Origin of the sequence: Roseobacter sp. GAI101, assembly GCF_000156335.1 — a bacterium.
Classification (GTDB): Bacteria; Pseudomonadota; Alphaproteobacteria; order Rhodobacterales; family Rhodobacteraceae; genus Sulfitobacter.
This window is the reverse complement of record NZ_DS999213.1, coordinates 1,479,633-1,495,276: the sequence shown is the minus strand read 5'-3', so window position 1 is coordinate 1,495,276 and position 15,644 is coordinate 1,479,633. Positions and strand designations below refer to the sequence as shown.

Genomic DNA, 15,644 nt, shown 5'->3' with positions numbered 1-15,644 from the left:
TTTTCTCCATTTGGAAAATGTGATGATGGAACTGGATCATATTGCAGTCGCAGGTGTGGATTTGGCGGCAGCGTCGGATCATGTGGCAGGCGCGCTTGGGTGTCGGCTGCAGTCCGGTGGGGAACATGCGATATTTCACACCCACAACAGGCTGATGGGATTGGAAGACGGGCTGTATCTTGAGGCGATCGCGATCAACCCGGCAGCGCCCCTGCCAGACCGGGCACGGTGGTTTGATCTGGATCGGTTTGCGGGACCGGCACGGTTGACCAACTGGATTTGCCGTTGTGACGATCTGGATGCGGCTTTGGCAGCTTTGCCGGCCGGTTTCGGCGATCCGGTCGATCTTCAGCGAGGGGATCTGCGTTGGCGGATGGCCGTGCCGCATGATGGCGTGCTGCCGTTTGACAATTGCGCGCCAGCGTTGATCGAGTGGCAGGGTGATGCCCATCCGGTGCAGCGGTTGGACGCCACGGGATGTCGGTTGACAGCCCTTCGGGTGTGTCATCCCGAGGCTGGGCGACTTGGGCAGATACTTGCCCCGTTTTTGACGGACGCGCGGGTAAGTTTTATGGATGCCGAGGCAGGGTTGGAAGCGGCCTTTGAAACGCCGTCGGGGCCGAGGATCTTGCGGTGAGGATACGTGCTGCCGCTGCCGGGGATGCCCCTGTGATTGCTGGCATATGGAATGCGATGATCCGCGACACGCTGTTCACTTTTACGACGGACGAGAAAACGGTTGCCGGGATCGAAGCGATGATCGCGCAGCGTCCCGGAGCCTGCTGGGTGGCTGAAGCCGACGGTGTTCTGGGTTTTGTAACCTACGCGCAGTTTCGCACCGGTCCCGGATATGCCACATCGGTCGAGCATAGCATCGTCTTGACCGAGGCCGCGCGGGGCCAGGGGGCAGGGCGGGCGTTGATGCAGCGGGCCCTGCAAACTGCAGCAGATCAGGGCCTGCATGTGATGGTCGCGGGGATCAGTGCAGCAAACCCCGGTGGCGTCGCGTTTCATAGCGCCCTTGGTTTTGAACACGTCGGCCGGATGCCGCAGATTGCGCGAAAGCAGGGCCAATGGCTCGATCTTATTTTGATGCAGAAACTGCTTAGCGCCCCCTGACTTCCGCCGCGGGGCGCAGTATGGTCGCGCCATGTCGATCTGGTTCCGCATTTCCGAAGCACTGTCCGCTCTTACCGCTGGTGAGGGGCTTTCGGCTGTTTTTGACCGTTTGCGCAGTCCGCCAGAACGATCGGTCGCCTTTACCATTGCGGTCATTGCCTTGGGCGCAAAGATGGCCAAGGCGGACGGCCTGGTCACCCGCGATGAGGTCACGGCCTTTCGCGAAGTGTTCCAGATTGCCGAAGCCGATCAGCAAGGGGCGGCGAAAGTTTTCAACCTTGCACGGCAGGACGTGACCGGGTTCGAGGATTACGCAGCCCGGATCGCAAGGATGTTTCAGGATCAGCCCGAGATGCTGCGCGATCTGATCGAAGGTCTTTTCCATATCGCCATGGCCGACGGCACATATCATCCCAATGAAGATGCGTTTCTGACCCGCGTGGCCGAGATTTTCGCCATGGATGATGGCGACTTTGCCTGTCTGCGCGCGCGCTTTGTGCCCGATACGTCGCCCTTGCCGCATACAGTATTGGGGATCGCGCCCAATGCCACGACCGAGGAAGCGCGCGCGGCGTGGCGGCGGCTGGTGCGCAAGAACCATCCCGATGCGCTGGTCGCCCGTGGCCTGCCGGAAGAGGCGATTGCGATGGCACAAAAACGGATGATCGACATCAACCGTGCGTGGGAAACCTGGTCCGGCAAGGCACGCTGATGCGGATCGCGACCTATAATGTCGAATGGTTTGCCGGACTGTTTGACCAAGAGGATCGCCTTTACAATGACGCTGGCTGGTCGGCGCGCCACAACGTTACCCGCGCACAGCAGACCCGCGCGCTGGGCACCGTCTTCCGGGCGTTGGATGCCGATGCGGTAATGATCATCGAGGCACCGGACCAAAGCGGCAAACAGGGGACCGTCGCAGCACTCGAAGGATTTGCGGCCCATTTCGGTCTGCGCACCAGCGCTGCGATCATGGGGTTCGCCAACCACACGCAGCAGGAAATCGCGCTGCTCTATGATCCGGCAAAGATCACCGCGACCCACACCCCCGGAGGCCCGGTCACGGACGCGAACGGGGCCAGAGGGGCACCGCGCTTTGACGGCATTTTGCGCATTGATCTGGATATCGACGCCAGAGAAGACCTTGTCGTATTCTCAAAACCGCCGCTTGAACTGAGCATTGAAACCGCGAGCGGTTTCTCCTTTCAGATGATCGGAGCGCATTTGAAATCGAAGGCACCCCACGGGGCCAAGAATGAGGCAGATGCGCTGCGCATCGGTATTGCGAACCGGCGCAAGCAGTTGGCACAGGCGATCTGGTTGCGGGGCCGTATCGACGAACATCTGGAACGGGGCTCGCCGCTGATGGTCATGGGCGATCTGAACGACGGGCCGGGGCTGGATGCGTTCGAGGATTTTTTCGGGCGGTCCTCGGTCGAGATCGTGTTGGGCCACCGCGGCGCATTTGCGCTGACCGACCCGCATGCCACACGGGCCCTGGGGCAGCGGATCGGGGCGATGCCCACAACGTCCAGGTTCTGGATCGCACCGGAGAAACGTTATCTTCAGGCGCTTCTGGACTACATCATGGTCAGCCCACAGTTTACCGACAACAACGCGCGTTGGCGCATTTGGCATCCGCTGGACGACCCTGAATGCTGGGCTGATGCTGACCTGCGCGACGCATTGGTCACGGCCTCTGATCATTTTCCGGTCACGATCGAGTTTGACGGCTGAAGCGACCGGGAAGAATGCTATCTTTTGGAGCGAAAGTGAGTCTATGATTTAGTCATGAAACACATGTTCCTGATCCTTTCGCTTTGCTGCCTGCCAGCGTCCGCCTTCGCGCAAGATGAGGGCGATACCGGCCCGTCCCTGATGGAACGCGGGGCACGGATGTTTCTGGACGGCATGAAGCAAGAACTGGCCCCGGCGCTTGAAGGACTTTCCGACTTGGGCGAAGACCTTGGCCCTTCCGTGCGCGGCTTTGTCAGCGAAATGGGGCCGGCCTTTGCCGATCTGCTGGACAAGGTCGAGGATTGGAGCGTCTATGACGCGCCAGAAATACTGCCCAACGGCGATATCATCATCAAACGCAAACCCGAAGAGCCGCCGAAACCCTTGGGCCCCCTGATATATCTGGACCCCAATCCGCAGGTCGAGCTTTAGGATTTTGCGGTCTTCAACTGGACTTCGGCCCCCAGGGATGCCGCAAGCGACTTGAGCCGGGCCTCGGCGACCTCGCCGAACAGCGGCATCATGTCATCGGTAAGCCACAATTCGAGCAGCTTTTTCTTGGGGAACCAGCGCAAACTGCCGCGCTCGTCTTCCTTGTTCATCCACAGCATGGCACCGAACCGCATTGCCTTGCCCAGAACTTCGGCCTCTGCGCGGGTCTGCGCGTCAACCATCTCGTATAGATCCTCAAAGCGGGTGTTTTCGCGTTTGTTGGAATAGCGGTGCAGCAGGGCCAGCCCCAGAAAGATGCGTTCGGCATGTTTCAGCCCGCCCAGATTGGCGCGGGTGGCGTTGTCGAAACACACTTCGGCGCGGTAATCGGGATGCGCGCGCCAACTGACGTCATGCAGCAGGCACGCCGCCTTGATCAGACGTTTGCGTTGGGGAGAGGCGGATTTGAACAGCGGCGAAATGAAATCGAACAGCACCTTGCCGAAACCGGGGGTGCGCGCGTCCTTTGCTTCGGCAAAACGGCAGGCTTCGATCAGCGGATCACGGTCGCGCAGCCGTTGCGGCATCTGTTCATAGAGCATGCCCTCGCGGATACCGTAGCTGGAAATGGCGATGTCCTTGGGCTTGAAGGTCTTGACCAGTCGCGACAGGACTTCGGCGGCATAAGGCACCAGCGCCATCCGGCTTGCGGACACGCCGCTGAACTGGCGCAACTCCTCGAGGTCGGACTCCTTGATGTATCTGACGGTTTCGCGCACCGATTTCGGGGTCATGCGGTATTCATGCAGCACGTGCAGCGGGTACCCCCGGCGCATCATGTCGATCCGCGCAATTGCGCGCCACGACCCGCCGACCAGAAATAGCCTGTCGCGCTGCGCCCCCATCTTGAGGGCCAATCCCTCGATGACGTCCTTGATCTGCGCTTGCCGTGCCTTGGCACCGCCCTTGATGTCACGCAGCTTGAGGGGCCCGAGTGCCGAGGTTACCCGCTTGCCCACGCGCCCGCCGGAGATTTCGGCCAGTTCCATCGAAGAGCCGCCGATATCGCAGACCAGACCGTAAGCGCCCGGCCAGCCGAGCAATACACCTTGGGCGGACAGACGGGCTTCTTCTTCGCCGTCGATGACCCATATTTTCAGACCCGTGAGGCGCTGGACCTCGTCGCAGAAATCCCGTCCGTCGGATGCGTCGCGCACGGCGGCGGTGGCGACCACGGTCAGCTCTGACAGGCCCATGCCGTCTGCGAGCTTCTTGAAGCGCTGCATGGCGGACAGCGCGCGGGTGCGGCCCTGAGGGGACAGATGACCGGTTTCGGCCATGCCGGCACCCAAGGCGCACATGATCTTTTCGTTGTAGAAATATGCCGGCGACCGCGCCGCTCCGTCAAAGACGACAAGGCGCACCGAGTTCGATCCCACATCAACAACGCCCACACGCGCCAAAGCGCGCGCCGACGGGTCCTGGAACAGGGGTTTGCCAAAAAGCCCCAGATCCGCCACGCCTGTTTCAGGCACGGGGGCGGGCGGATTGTTGATGGTCTGCTCTGCCACAAACGCTCCTGCGGGTCTTGGTTGGGGGTTAAACTGGCGCAGGGGCGCGCCAAGGTCAATCGCTAACGGGGGTGGTGCCGGAAAAAGGCGAGGGCCTGCGGCCCTCAAGACATTCTGGTATCTGAGGCCATGTGAGCCTTTTTGCCGCAAGCGGGAACACGGGAGGAGAGCTGCGCCTTCGGCGAGAGTTTATTCGGCAAAATGAAGCGGGGGTCAGTCTTCGGTATGGGTAAGTTTCGGCACATCCGACGCCCCGGCCGAGCCGCGCCCTGACAGCGAGGGATTTTCCATGAAGAAGCGGTGGCAGTTGAAGGCGAATGTGCCTTCCTCGAGGGGAGGGCGGGTGAAGCTGCCATCGGGGGCCATGACCCAGCTTTGCGCTACATCGGCTAGGTTCGCCGCCATGATCTGGCTGGTGATTTGGGCTTTGACGGTGGGGTTTTCGATTTCGACCAGTGTTTCGACCCGCCGCGTCAGGTTTCGACCCATCCAGTCGGCTGAGGAGATGAAGACGCGGGCCTTTTTATGGGGCAAGCCATAGCCGTTGCCAAAGCAGACGATGCGGGAATGTTCCAGAAAGCGCCCAACGATGGATTTGACGCGGATGTTTTCGGACAGGCCCTTGATGCCCGGGCGCAATCCGCAGATGCCGCGCACCACAAGGCTGATTTTGACGCCCGCCTGCGACGCGGCATAGAGCGCGTCGATCACATCGGCGTCGATGATCGAGTTCATCTTGGCCCAGATGACGGCGGGTTTTCCTGCGGCTGCGTGTTTTGCCTCGGCTGCGATCATGTCAAGCAGGCGGGGTTTGAGGGTGATCGGCGAGATCGCGAGATTATCGAGTGTATCGGGCTGCGCGTAGCCCGAAAGATAGTTGAAGACCTTGGTGGCGTCGCGGCCCAGTTTCTGGTCGCAGGTGAACAGCGACAGATCGGTGTAGATACGCGCCGTGATCGGGTGGTAATTGCCCGTGCCATAGTGGGTATAGGTCACAAGCTGATTGCCCTCGCGGCGCACCACGGTTGAAATTTTAGCATGTGTTTTCAGGTCGATAAATCCGTACACTACATGGGCACCGGCCCGTTCCAGTCTGCGGGACTGGCGGATATTGGCGGCTTCGTCGAAACGGGCCTTGAGTTCGACCAGAGCAGTGACGGATTTGCCGTCTTCTGCCGCCTCGCAGAGCGCTTCGACGATGGGGCTGTCGCGGGATGTCCGGTAGAGCGTCTGTTTGATCGCGACCACATCGGGGTCCCGCGCGGCCTGGGCCAGAAACCGGACCACCATATCGAATGTCTCATAGGGGTGGTGCAGCAGCATATCCTTTGAGCGGATTGCGGCAAACATGTCGCCGTCGTGATCCGTAACCCGTTCGGGAATGCGCGGGGTGAACTGCGGCCACAGCAGATCGGGGCGGGAATCGATCACCAGCTCGGACAGGTCGTCGATGCCGATCATGCCGTCGATTTCGATCACGTCCTGGGGGCGTACGCCCAGTTCGGCCATCACCACGGATTTCAGTTTTTCGGGGGCACCGGCGGAATGGGTCAGGCGCACGACCTCGCCGCGGCGTCGGCGTTTGAGAGCGACTTCGAATTCGCGCACAAGGTCTTCGGCCTCGTCCTCGACCTCGAGATCGCTGTCGCGCAGCACGCGGAATTCGAAGTGGGCCTTGAGCTTGTAGCCCGGAAAAAGGCCGGGAATATTGAGCACCAGCAAATCTTCGAGCGGGAGGAAGCGGTGGCAGCCTTCGTCCGCAGGCAGGGCGACGAACCGGTCGATCTGCGCGGGGATCGGCAGCAGCGCCTGAAGGGAACGTTTGTCGCTGGTACGCTCAAGTTGCAGCGCCAGCGCATAACCGGTGTTGGGAATAAACGGAAACGGATGCGCCGGGTCGATGGCCAAGGGCGAGAGGACGGCGAACACCTGGTTCAGGAATACGTCTTCGAGGTATTTCAGGTCGGCCTTGTCCAGATCTGCGGCGCGTTCGAGCATAATGTTCTGTGCGTCCATCTCTGCCATGAGGTCGACCAGCACGCGCTGTTGGGTCATCATCAACCGGCGCGCATTTTCGTTGATCAGCACAAGCTGTTCGGCCGGTGTGAGCCCGTCGGCGGCCGGTGTGGTGTTCCCGGCCTGGGCAAGTTCGCGCAGGCCCGCGACGCGTACGGTGTAGAATTCATCAAGGTTATTGGCGGATATCGACAGGAACCGCAGGCGCTCAAGCAGCGGCACGCGGAGGTTTTCCGCCTCTTCCAGCACACGCCAGTTGAACCCCAGCCAGCTGAGTTCGCGGTTGAAGAACCGACCCACCCCGGTGATGTCGAGACCGGGCAGGTCCTGCGGTTCTGGAAAGGGGGCCTCGAGGAAATCAGCGTGGGTCATAGCGACCTTATGATGTTGGTTTGTAAGGGAATTGTGACAGCTATGATCGAAGTATCGCGCGGGTCAGGTGCGATTGTCCAGCACTTGTGCCGCAAGGCTGCGGGTCACGGGCTTTTTCTGCGCCAGACTGGCGGCATCCAGCCGTGCGACCAGATCACCGGCGGCAGCAAAGGACCGGTCCATGCGCGGCAGAAGATAGGGAATAAGATCGGGCCTTGGGGTCAGTTGGCGGTCTGCCAGCAGCTTGGCCAGAACCGCCGTCAGAAGCATGTCGTCCGGAGCCTCGAGGGCGACGGCACCGGCGGCCTGCATGCGGCTGGCCAGATCGGGCAGGGTCAACCGCCACTGGGCCACCGCGGGTGCGCCGGTCAAAAGCAGGCTGTGTCCCTCGGCCAGCACAAGGTTGTGCAGATGGAAAAGAGCCGTTTGCGCCTCGGGGTGCCGGGCGATCAGCGGCACGTCCTCCACCGCCACGCAGGACCGGGCAAGGTCGGGTATGTCAGCGCGCAACAGGTCGCGGGCCTGGATGATACGGGCACCGGATTGTGTCGCCCAGACATGAGTTAGATGGGTCTTTCCCGACCCCGGGGGGCCGGTCAGCGCCAGTTTGCGCCCGGCCCATGTGCGCCATCCGTCGATCATCGCCGCGGCAATGGCGTTCGACGGGGCGACAAAGAAATCATCACGACCCAGTGCGGCGCGACTGGGAAGGGCAAGGCCAAGTTGCTGCGCCATGGTCACTTTGCCGTGCCGTCTTTGGGGGGCTCGGTTCCCTTGTACAGCGCGCTTTCGCGGTACTGTTCGGCGGCAAAGCGGGCGATAACGCCAAGGGTGGCGGCAATCGGCACTGCTGCCAACATGCCCACGAAACCGAACAGTGATCCGAAAACCGACAAGGCAAGGATCAGCCAGACCGGGTGCAGACCTACCGAATTGCCAACCAGCTTGGGCGTGAGGAAGTTGCCCTCGAGGGTCTGGCCCAGAAAGAAGACGCCCGCAACAAGACCGATCGACAACCAGTCCCCCCAGAACTGGAACAATGCCAGCCCGATCGCCAGAATGCCCCCTAAAAGTGCCCCGAGATAGGGAATGAAGGTCACGAGACCCGCGATGAAGCCCACGACGAGGCCGAATTGCAGGCCCACCAGCATCAGGGCAATGGCATAATAGGTGCCGAGAATCAGGCAAACCGTCCCCATGCCGCGCACGAAACCGGCGAGCGTCCTGTCAATCTCGCGGGCCAGACGCCGGATGACGGGGGCGTGCTCGCGGGGGAGCAGGCTGTCGATTTCCGCAACCATTCTGTCCCAGTCAAGCAGCAGATAAACGGCGACGACCGGCACGATCACGAAAAGAAGCATGATGTTCAGCAAGGATGCCGCCGAGGCAAGGGCCGTTTGCAGCAACTCTCCGCCGCGTTCCTGTACCGTTGCCGCGATGTTGGTGAGGGAGGTGTTCAGCGTGGACCCTTCGACAAAGAGGGTCGGGAAGTGGTCGCGCAGGAACGCCATGAAATTGTCGGCAAGCTTGGGCGCGACGTTGAACAGGCTGACCGATTGCGTGACCAGGGCCGGAATGACCAGCAGCGCCATCAGCACGAAGATGAGGATCGCGATCAGCGTGATGACCATGGTGGCCATCGCGCGGCTAAGCCCGAGGGATTCAAGCCGGTCTGCCACCGGGTCGAGGAAATAGGCGATGGCAGCACCGATCAGGAAAGGCAGCAGCACGTTCCCGGTGAACCACAAGATGACAAGGAAGACCGCAGCGGCGACGCCCCAATATTTCATCTGATCTCTCATGGGCAAGGCCATTGGCTGTCTCCGCTTTCGGTCATGCCCCACATTGCGCGGCGGGGCGGAATTTTCAAGGGCCGGTGATCAAAAGAACTGCCGGCATGCGCAGCGGGTGGCGGAGCCTTCGGCGAGGATTTTAGTCCATTTGGAACGGGGCGATGGTGCTGGGCAACGAGGACGGCTGTTTGCCGGAGCGGTTTTTTGCGGCGGGTCCCACGGGCTTGGTTGACAATCCTGGGGGACGCGGGGCCACTGGGCGCAAAAGGAGTGCCGGAATGCGAAGTGAATTTGATCAGGAACTGGAAGACCGTTTGGTGCGCTATGCCGCGATCGACAGCCAAAGTGACGAGAGCAGCCTCTCGAGCCCCAGCACGGATATACAGCTGGATATGGCGCGTCTGCTGGTCGAGGAGTTGCAGGCCATGGGGGCGGCGGAGGTGCAGTTGACGGATTACGGTGTGGTGCTGGCCACCGTGCCCGCCACCGTTGCGGGGGCACCGGTGATGGGCTGGTGCGCGCATGTGGACACGGCCCCGCAGTTCAACGCGACCGGGGTCAAGCCGGTGGTGCACCGGGGGTATAACGGCGGAGACATCCTGTTCGCCGACGCACCGGAGTTGAAGCTGTCGCCCGAGAACGCGCCGTATCTGGGCGAGAAACGCGGCGATGATATCATAACGGCCAGCGGGACAACCTTGCTGGGCGGGGATGACAAGGCGGGTGTGGCGATCATCATGACCGCGGCGCGGCATTTGTTGCAGAACCCCGATCTGCCCCATGGGGCGATCCGGCTGGCCTTTACCCCGGACGAAGAGATCGGGCGCGGCGTCGATGCACGTCTGCCGGCCGACCTGGCCTGCGATTTTGCCTATACCTTTGACGGGGCAAAGCCGGGCGAGATCGAGTACGAGAGTTTCTCGGCGGATGGTGCGGTCGTGACAGTGACGGGCGTATCGGCGCATCCCGGCTGGGCGAAGGACAAGTTGGTCAATGCACTGCATCTGGCCGCGAAAATCCTGATGACGCTGCCCCATGTCACCATGACCCCGGAAACGACACAGGACCGCGAGGGGTTCATTCATGCCGTGAGCGTCAATGGGGGGTCTTCAGAGGCGCAAATCAGATTTATCCTGCGCGATTTCGAGTTGGACGGCTTGGCGGCGAAGGGGGATCTGTTGCGCAAGGTGTGTGACGCGGTGCAGGCATCGGAGCCGCGCGCGCAGGTGCACTGCGAGATCACGCCGCAATACCGCAACATGCGTTATTGGCTTGAAAAGGATATGACCCCGGTCGATCTGGCGCGTGCCGCGGTACGTGCAGCGGGGATGGAGCCTGTGTCGGCAGCCATTCGCGGCGGGACCGACGGGTCGCGCCTGACCGAGATGGGGGTGCCGTGTCCGAACATCTTTACCGGCATGCAGGAAATTCACGGGCCGCTGGAATGGATATCGGTTCAGGATATGGCAAAGGCGGTACGCGTGGCGCTTGAGCTGGCGGGAAGGGCTGCGGCTTAAGGCGGGTCTGTGCGGGTCTGTGCGGGTTTGGGATGGATTGGGGCGCTGCCCCAAACCCCGAGATATTTGAGAGCCAGAGAAGCGACGCTGTTGGTGATTGTTTCCCTGCGGTGTTTGGCATAATCAGGCCTGAATTCAGTCTGAGAGGATCATCATGCGTCTGTCCCGATATTTTTTGCCCGTGCTCAAGGAAAACCCGTCGGAGGCGCAGATCGTCAGCCACCGGTTGATGTTGCGTGCAGGGATGATTAAGCAATCCGCTGCGGGGATCTATTCGTGGTTGCCGCTGGGGTTCAAGGTCTTGCGCAAGATCGAGAACATCGTGCACGAAGAGCAGCAGCGCGCCGGGCATATTCCGATGCTGATGCCAACGCTGCAATCGGCAGATTTGTGGAAGGAATCCGGGCGTTATGATGCCTACGGCCCCGAGATGCTGCGCATCAAGGACCGGCAGGACCGCGATATGCTGTACGGTCCCACCAACGAAGAGATGATCACCGATATTTTCCGCAGCCATGTGGGGTCTTACAAGGACCTGCCGCTGACGCTTTATCATATCCAGTGGAAATTCCGCGACGAGATCCGTCCGCGGTTCGGGGTGATGCGGGGGCGCGAGTTCCTGATGAAGGACGGCTATAACTTCGACCTGACCAAGGAAGACGCCCTGCATGCGTATAACCGTCATCTGGTCAGCTATTTGCGCAGTTACGAGCGGATGGGCCTGCAGGCGATCCCGATGCGCGCGGATTCCGGCCCGATTGGTGGTGATGACACGCACGAGTTTCTGGTGCTGGCGGAAACCGGCGAGTCGGAGGTGTTCTATGACAGCCAGATCACCGAACTGAAGTTTGGCGACCGCGAGATCGATTATGATTCCGTCGATCAGTGTCAGGCCGTGCTTGAGGAGTTTACCTCGCGGTATGCCCGCACCGATGAAACCCATGACGCGGCCTTGTTCAGTGAAGTTCCGCAAGATCGCCAGCGCACGGCGCGCGGTATCGAAGTGGGGCAGATCTTCTATTTCGGCACGAAGTATTCCGAACCCATGGGCGCGACCGTTCAAGGCCCGGACGGCAAACCCACACCGGTGCATATGGGCAGCCACGGAATCGGCGTCAGCCGCCTGCTGGGCGCGATCATCGAGGCCAGCCATGACGACAAGGGGATCATCTGGCCCGAAGGGGTAACGCCGTTCCACGTCGGTATCGTCAATCTCAAGCAGGGGGACGAAGAAGCGGACAGTGCCTGTCAGGCGCTTTATGACAGCATCACGGCGCTGGGCCTTGAGCCGCTTTATGATGACCGCAACGAGCGCGCCGGCGGTAAGTTCGCGACGATGGACCTGATCGGTTTGCCTTGGCGTATCACGGTTGGTCCGCGCGGGCTGAAGAACGGTGTGGTTGAACTGACATCGCGCCGCACCGGCGAAAGCGAGGAAATGGCCCCGGAAGACGCCGTGCAGAAAATCGCGGAAATCTACGCCAAGCATCGCTAAAAGCATTGCTTGTGCCCCCGTGTTGCCCTGCGCATCATGGGGGTACGATGGCAGGGGCGGTGTTTTGGCGAGGGCAAGAGTGGCATGATTGTAAAGGCGATCACTTTGGCAGGCGGGCTGGCCGCCGGGATGGCGACGTCGCAATTTCCGGAGTTTTCGCAGCAATATGCGCAACGTCTGGGCGGTGCCGTCGACGAGCTGGGGCAGGTCGTCGCGGATTTCGATGCCTCTGCACAATCGGTCGGCCTGTCGCGCGCGGCGGCATTGAGGCAGATGACCGGGTCGGATTTCCTGGACCGGCGGCGCGCGGATATGGCAGCCACCTTTGAACGTCACGCGGCGTTGTCCGAAGCGTTGACCCGGCTTGAGGGGCAGGGGCCCTTCATGCGGGCCTATTACGTGCCGCAGATGCGCGACACCGGGATCGCCAAGGCCGCCTGGGCCGCGTTTCAGCCCGCCTTGCCGCTGAACTTTGCCGGGGCTGTGTTTGGCGGGGTCGGGTTCGTGCTGGGTGTGACGGGGGTCGGTCTGATCCTTGGTCTGCTGGCGCTGCCGTTTCGCCGCCGCAAGCACCAGAGCGCTGCCGGTTAGGCCGGTACGCCACCAAACCCGCAGCTACCCCCTTTGTGAACGGTCATCCGCCGATACGCCGCTTGACCCGATGCGCACAAACCAGCAGGTTGCGCGCGACCAACCTGACCGGAGCCCCTTGATGGCCAAATCTGTTTCCAACACGCCGCCGTTTGCCCCGTTCGAGTGGATGATTGCTTGGCGGTATTTGCGGGCGCGCCGCGCCGAAGGCGGGGTCAGTGTGATGACATGGATCAGCCTGATCGGGATTACGCTGGCGGTGTTTGCGCTGATCGCGACACTTGCCGTGCGGTCGGGGTTCCGGGCTGAATTCGTGGGCACCATTCTGGGGGCCAATGCCCATGTGACCATCTACAATGCGGCGACGGTTGATGACAATGGCGGCACCCAGACCGGCATCGCAGACTATACCCAGATGGCTGAACGCGTCGCTGCGGTGCCCGGTGTGACCCACGCAGCGCCCCTGGTGCGCGGTCAGGTGATGGCCAACAAGGGCCAAGCCAACGCAGGCATCGAGATCTATGGAATCGACGGGGCCGACCTTGCCAACATCCCGCGTATCGCCAACCCGGAAACCGCTGTCGGCGATCTGGCCAATTTCGACCAGGGCATCGCCATCGGGTCGGGCGTGGCACAGTCCCTGCGGGTGGGCGTCGGCGACCGGATCAAGATCATTTCGCCCAACGGGGTCAAGACCGCCTTTGGCACCAGCCCGCGGGTCAATGCCTATGATGTGGTCTATGTCTTTAGCGCGGGCCGCTATGACATCGACCGCACCCGCGCCTATCTGCCGTTGGCCGAGGCGCAGTCGTTCTTTGACCGCGAAGGATTGGCGGACGAGCTTGAGGTGATGGTCGAAGACCCCGATCGCGTGGACGAGCTGACCGATGCGCTGCTGCTGGCGGCGGGGGACAGGGGCATGGCGTGGACATGGCGGGATGCTTCGGGATCGTTTCTGAATGCGCTTGATATCGAAGATCGGGTGATGTTCGTGATCCTCAGCATTCTGGTTCTGATCGCGGCCATGAACATTGTGTCTGGGCTGATCATGCTGGTGAAAAACAAGGGCCGCGATATCGGTATCCTGCGCACCATGGGCCTTAGCGAGGGGTCAATTCTGCGGGTATTCTTCATCTGCGGGGCCTTCACGGGGATCATCGGCACCGCCATGGGGGTGATCCTGGGCTGCTTGTTCGCCCTTTACGTCGACCAGATCTTTGGCGCGGTAAACTGGCTGTCGGGCGGCACGGCGTGGGATGCATCGGTACGCGGGATCTATTTCCTGCCCGCCAAGCTGCAGTTCAATGACGTGATGTCGGCGGTGGCATTGTCGCTGGGCCTGTCCTTTATTGTCACGATCTTTCCGGCACGGCGCGCGGCAAGGATGAACCCGGTTGAGGCCTTGCGCTATGAATGATCCTGTATTGCGCCTGTCGGGCATCAAGAAAGCCTACAACGCGGCAAAACCGACCGAGGTGACCGTGTTGCGCGGCATCGACCTGACGGTTGAACCGGGCGAAGTCGTGGCCCTTGTGGCACCATCGGGGGCCGGTAAGTCGACGCTGCTGCATATCGCGGGGCTGCTGGATACGCCTGACACGGGCACGGTCGAGATTGCTGGCGTTGATATGACCGGTCAGTCCGACCGCAAACGCACCGGCGTGCGGCGGCGCGATGTGGGGTTCATCTATCAGTTCCACCACCTGCTGCCCGAATTTTCGGCGCTTGAAAACATCGTCCTGCCGCAGCTTGCCAACGGGGTCGGGACTGCGGATGCACAGGCCCGTGCGACGGGGCTGCTTGATCAGGTCGGCATCGCGCATCGCGCAAGTCACCGGCCTGCGGAACTGTCCGGCGGCGAACAACAGCGCGTCGCGTTTTGCCGCGCCCTGGCCAATGCGCCGCGCCTGCTGCTGGCGGATGAACCGACCGGCAACCTTGACCCGACAACGTCGGACCAGGTTTTTGGCGCGTTGATGGATTTGGTGCGCAGCACCGGGCTTTCCGCCGTGATCGCGACGCATAATCTTGAACTGGCTGCCCGAATGGACCGTCAAATCAGGTTGGACGCCGGGTTGCTGGTCCCGGTTTAGGGCTGATCCAAGACAAATTTGCCATAGAATTTCCTTGCTGTGACCCCAAACAGGTCACCGTCATTGGGCATGATGATCCGATATCGGGATCTTATTATGTCATCCATTCTAATTATGCTTTTAGCGGCGATTGGGCCGATGTTTGCAATTTTCGACCCCTTCGGAGGGGACGACGACGATCAAGACACTGACGCGTCAGCGGTCCAGGACGGGCCTCTTGTTCCGTCTGAAGAGGCCGCAATTCAAGACGGGGAAACGCTTGCGCCAGGTGCCACCACGCCCGGCTTTTTCCAAGGTCTTGGGGGCGACGATACCCTGACCGGCAGCAGCCTTGATGATCGTCTGACCGGCAGCTTTGGCGCGGATGTGATCTCGGGCGGCACCGGCAACGACACCCTGTTCAGCGGCGGCGAAACCTTGGGCGAAGGCGAGGACGGCGAAGCAGACCTGCTGGATGGTCAGGAAGGCGATGATGTCTTGATGCTGGGCGGTGGCGATACCGGGCTGGGGGGCGAAGGAGCCGACAGCTTTACCATGCTGTCGGATGCGCAAGGCAATATCACCGTTGGCGACTACGACCCGACACAGGATGCCCTGGTGGTCGAGACGACACGGGAAGATGTCACGATTTTGGGCCAGACCTTTGAAAATGGCGCATTGCGCGTTTCCCTGAGCACCGGGCTATCCATTACCCTGCCAGGGATCGAGAACCCGATCAGTGACAGTGCGATCCTGTTCGTGATGGCCAACCCCCTGCGGGGCATTGGCTAGCGTATCCGATTTTTCGATAAATCCGGCTCGGAATTTTTGAGAATTCCTGTCCGTCTCTCATTTGTCCGGGCAGCGCGGTAGCGGCGTGAGGTGTTGCGACCGCCGCGCAGACCCGTTGTGCGCAAGGCTACGGCGGC

At 61.3% G+C, this 15,644-nt stretch carries 15 protein-coding genes; 11 read left to right on the top strand and 4 right to left on the bottom strand.

Annotated features, from left to right (window positions below; genetic code table 11):
- The first annotated feature begins 22 nt into the window (after positions 1-22).
- Genes RGAI101_RS07045 through RGAI101_RS07025 form a run of 5 tightly spaced genes read left to right on the top strand, consistent with a single transcriptional unit; the run spans position 23 to position 3,288 of the window.
- Complete coding sequence (locus RGAI101_RS07045) at positions 23-637, top strand: VOC family protein (protein WP_083792072.1); 615 nt, start codon at positions 23-25, stop codon at positions 635-637.
- The gene (locus RGAI101_RS07040) at positions 634-1,119 is read left to right on the top strand and encodes a GNAT family N-acetyltransferase (protein ID WP_037227626.1); all 486 of its coding nucleotides are present in this window, start codon (positions 634-636) and stop codon (positions 1,117-1,119) included. Before RGAI101_RS07045 ends, RGAI101_RS07040 begins: the two co-directional genes overlap by 4 nt.
- A 31-nt stretch (positions 1,120-1,150) precedes the next feature.
- Positions 1,151-1,831, top strand: coding sequence for a molecular chaperone DjiA (locus RGAI101_RS07035; protein ID WP_008226140.1), 681 nt, complete (start codon positions 1,151-1,153; stop codon positions 1,829-1,831).
- Entirely contained in the window at positions 1,831-2,856 is a 1,026-nt protein-coding gene (locus RGAI101_RS07030) for an endonuclease/exonuclease/phosphatase family protein (protein ID WP_008226218.1), read from the top strand. Before RGAI101_RS07035 ends, RGAI101_RS07030 begins: the two co-directional genes overlap by 1 nt.
- A 54-nt stretch (positions 2,857-2,910) precedes the next feature.
- Positions 2,911-3,288, top strand: coding sequence for a hypothetical protein (locus RGAI101_RS07025; RefSeq protein WP_008225571.1), 378 nt, complete (start codon positions 2,911-2,913; stop codon positions 3,286-3,288).
- On the opposite strand, the gene RGAI101_RS07020 is transcribed toward RGAI101_RS07025, so the two are convergent.
- The 4 genes from RGAI101_RS07020 to RGAI101_RS07005 form a co-directional block, all read right to left on the bottom strand.
- The gene (locus RGAI101_RS07020) at positions 3,285-4,859 is read right to left on the bottom strand and encodes a Ppx/GppA family phosphatase (protein ID WP_008227143.1); all 1,575 of its coding nucleotides are present in this window, start codon (positions 4,857-4,859) and stop codon (positions 3,285-3,287) included. The genes RGAI101_RS07025 and RGAI101_RS07020 overlap by 4 nt on opposite strands.
- Positions 4,860-5,072: 213 nt before the next feature.
- Complete coding sequence (locus tag RGAI101_RS07015) at positions 5,073-7,247, bottom strand: RNA degradosome polyphosphate kinase (protein ID WP_008227927.1); 2,175 nt, start codon at positions 7,245-7,247, stop codon at positions 5,073-5,075.
- A gap of 63 nt (positions 7,248-7,310) precedes the next feature.
- A complete protein-coding gene (locus RGAI101_RS07010; protein ID WP_008228040.1) occupies positions 7,311-7,982 on the bottom strand; it encodes a chromosomal replication initiator DnaA in 672 nt (223 codons plus the stop codon).
- 2 nt (positions 7,983-7,984) lie between these two features.
- Positions 7,985-9,061, bottom strand: a complete 1,077-nt coding sequence (locus RGAI101_RS07005) for an AI-2E family transporter (protein WP_008224895.1) — start codon at positions 9,059-9,061, stop codon at positions 7,985-7,987.
- 257 nt (positions 9,062-9,318) lie between these two features.
- On the opposite strand from RGAI101_RS07005, the gene pepT reads away from it, so the two are divergent.
- The 6 genes from pepT (at position 9,319) to RGAI101_RS06975 (ending at position 15,507) form a co-directional block, all read left to right on the top strand.
- A complete protein-coding gene (gene pepT, locus RGAI101_RS07000; protein ID WP_008228565.1) occupies positions 9,319-10,557 on the top strand; it encodes a peptidase T in 1,239 nt (412 codons plus the stop codon).
- Between the two features lie 154 nt (positions 10,558-10,711).
- Complete coding sequence (gene proS, locus RGAI101_RS06995) at positions 10,712-12,052, top strand: proline--tRNA ligase (protein WP_008229212.1); 1,341 nt, start codon at positions 10,712-10,714, stop codon at positions 12,050-12,052.
- An 84-nt stretch (positions 12,053-12,136) separates the two neighbouring features.
- Positions 12,137-12,643, top strand: a complete 507-nt coding sequence (locus RGAI101_RS06990; RefSeq protein WP_008225072.1) for a DUF2937 family protein — start codon at positions 12,137-12,139, stop codon at positions 12,641-12,643.
- 121 nt (positions 12,644-12,764) lie between these two features.
- Positions 12,765-14,060 carry a lipoprotein-releasing ABC transporter permease subunit gene (locus tag RGAI101_RS06985; protein WP_037227622.1) on the top strand — a complete coding sequence of 432 codons (1,296 nt, stop codon included), beginning with the start codon at positions 12,765-12,767 and terminating at the stop codon, positions 14,058-14,060.
- A complete protein-coding gene (locus RGAI101_RS06980; RefSeq protein ID WP_008228275.1) occupies positions 14,053-14,736 on the top strand; it encodes an ABC transporter ATP-binding protein in 684 nt (227 codons plus the stop codon). The genes RGAI101_RS06985 and RGAI101_RS06980 overlap by 8 nt, the downstream gene beginning before the upstream one ends.
- Before the next feature lie 138 nt (positions 14,737-14,874).
- Positions 14,875-15,507: a type I secretion protein gene (locus RGAI101_RS06975; protein WP_254655250.1), complete on the top strand. Its 633-nt coding sequence runs from the start codon at positions 14,875-14,877 to the stop codon at positions 15,505-15,507.
- Positions 15,508-15,644 lie beyond the last annotated feature (137 nt).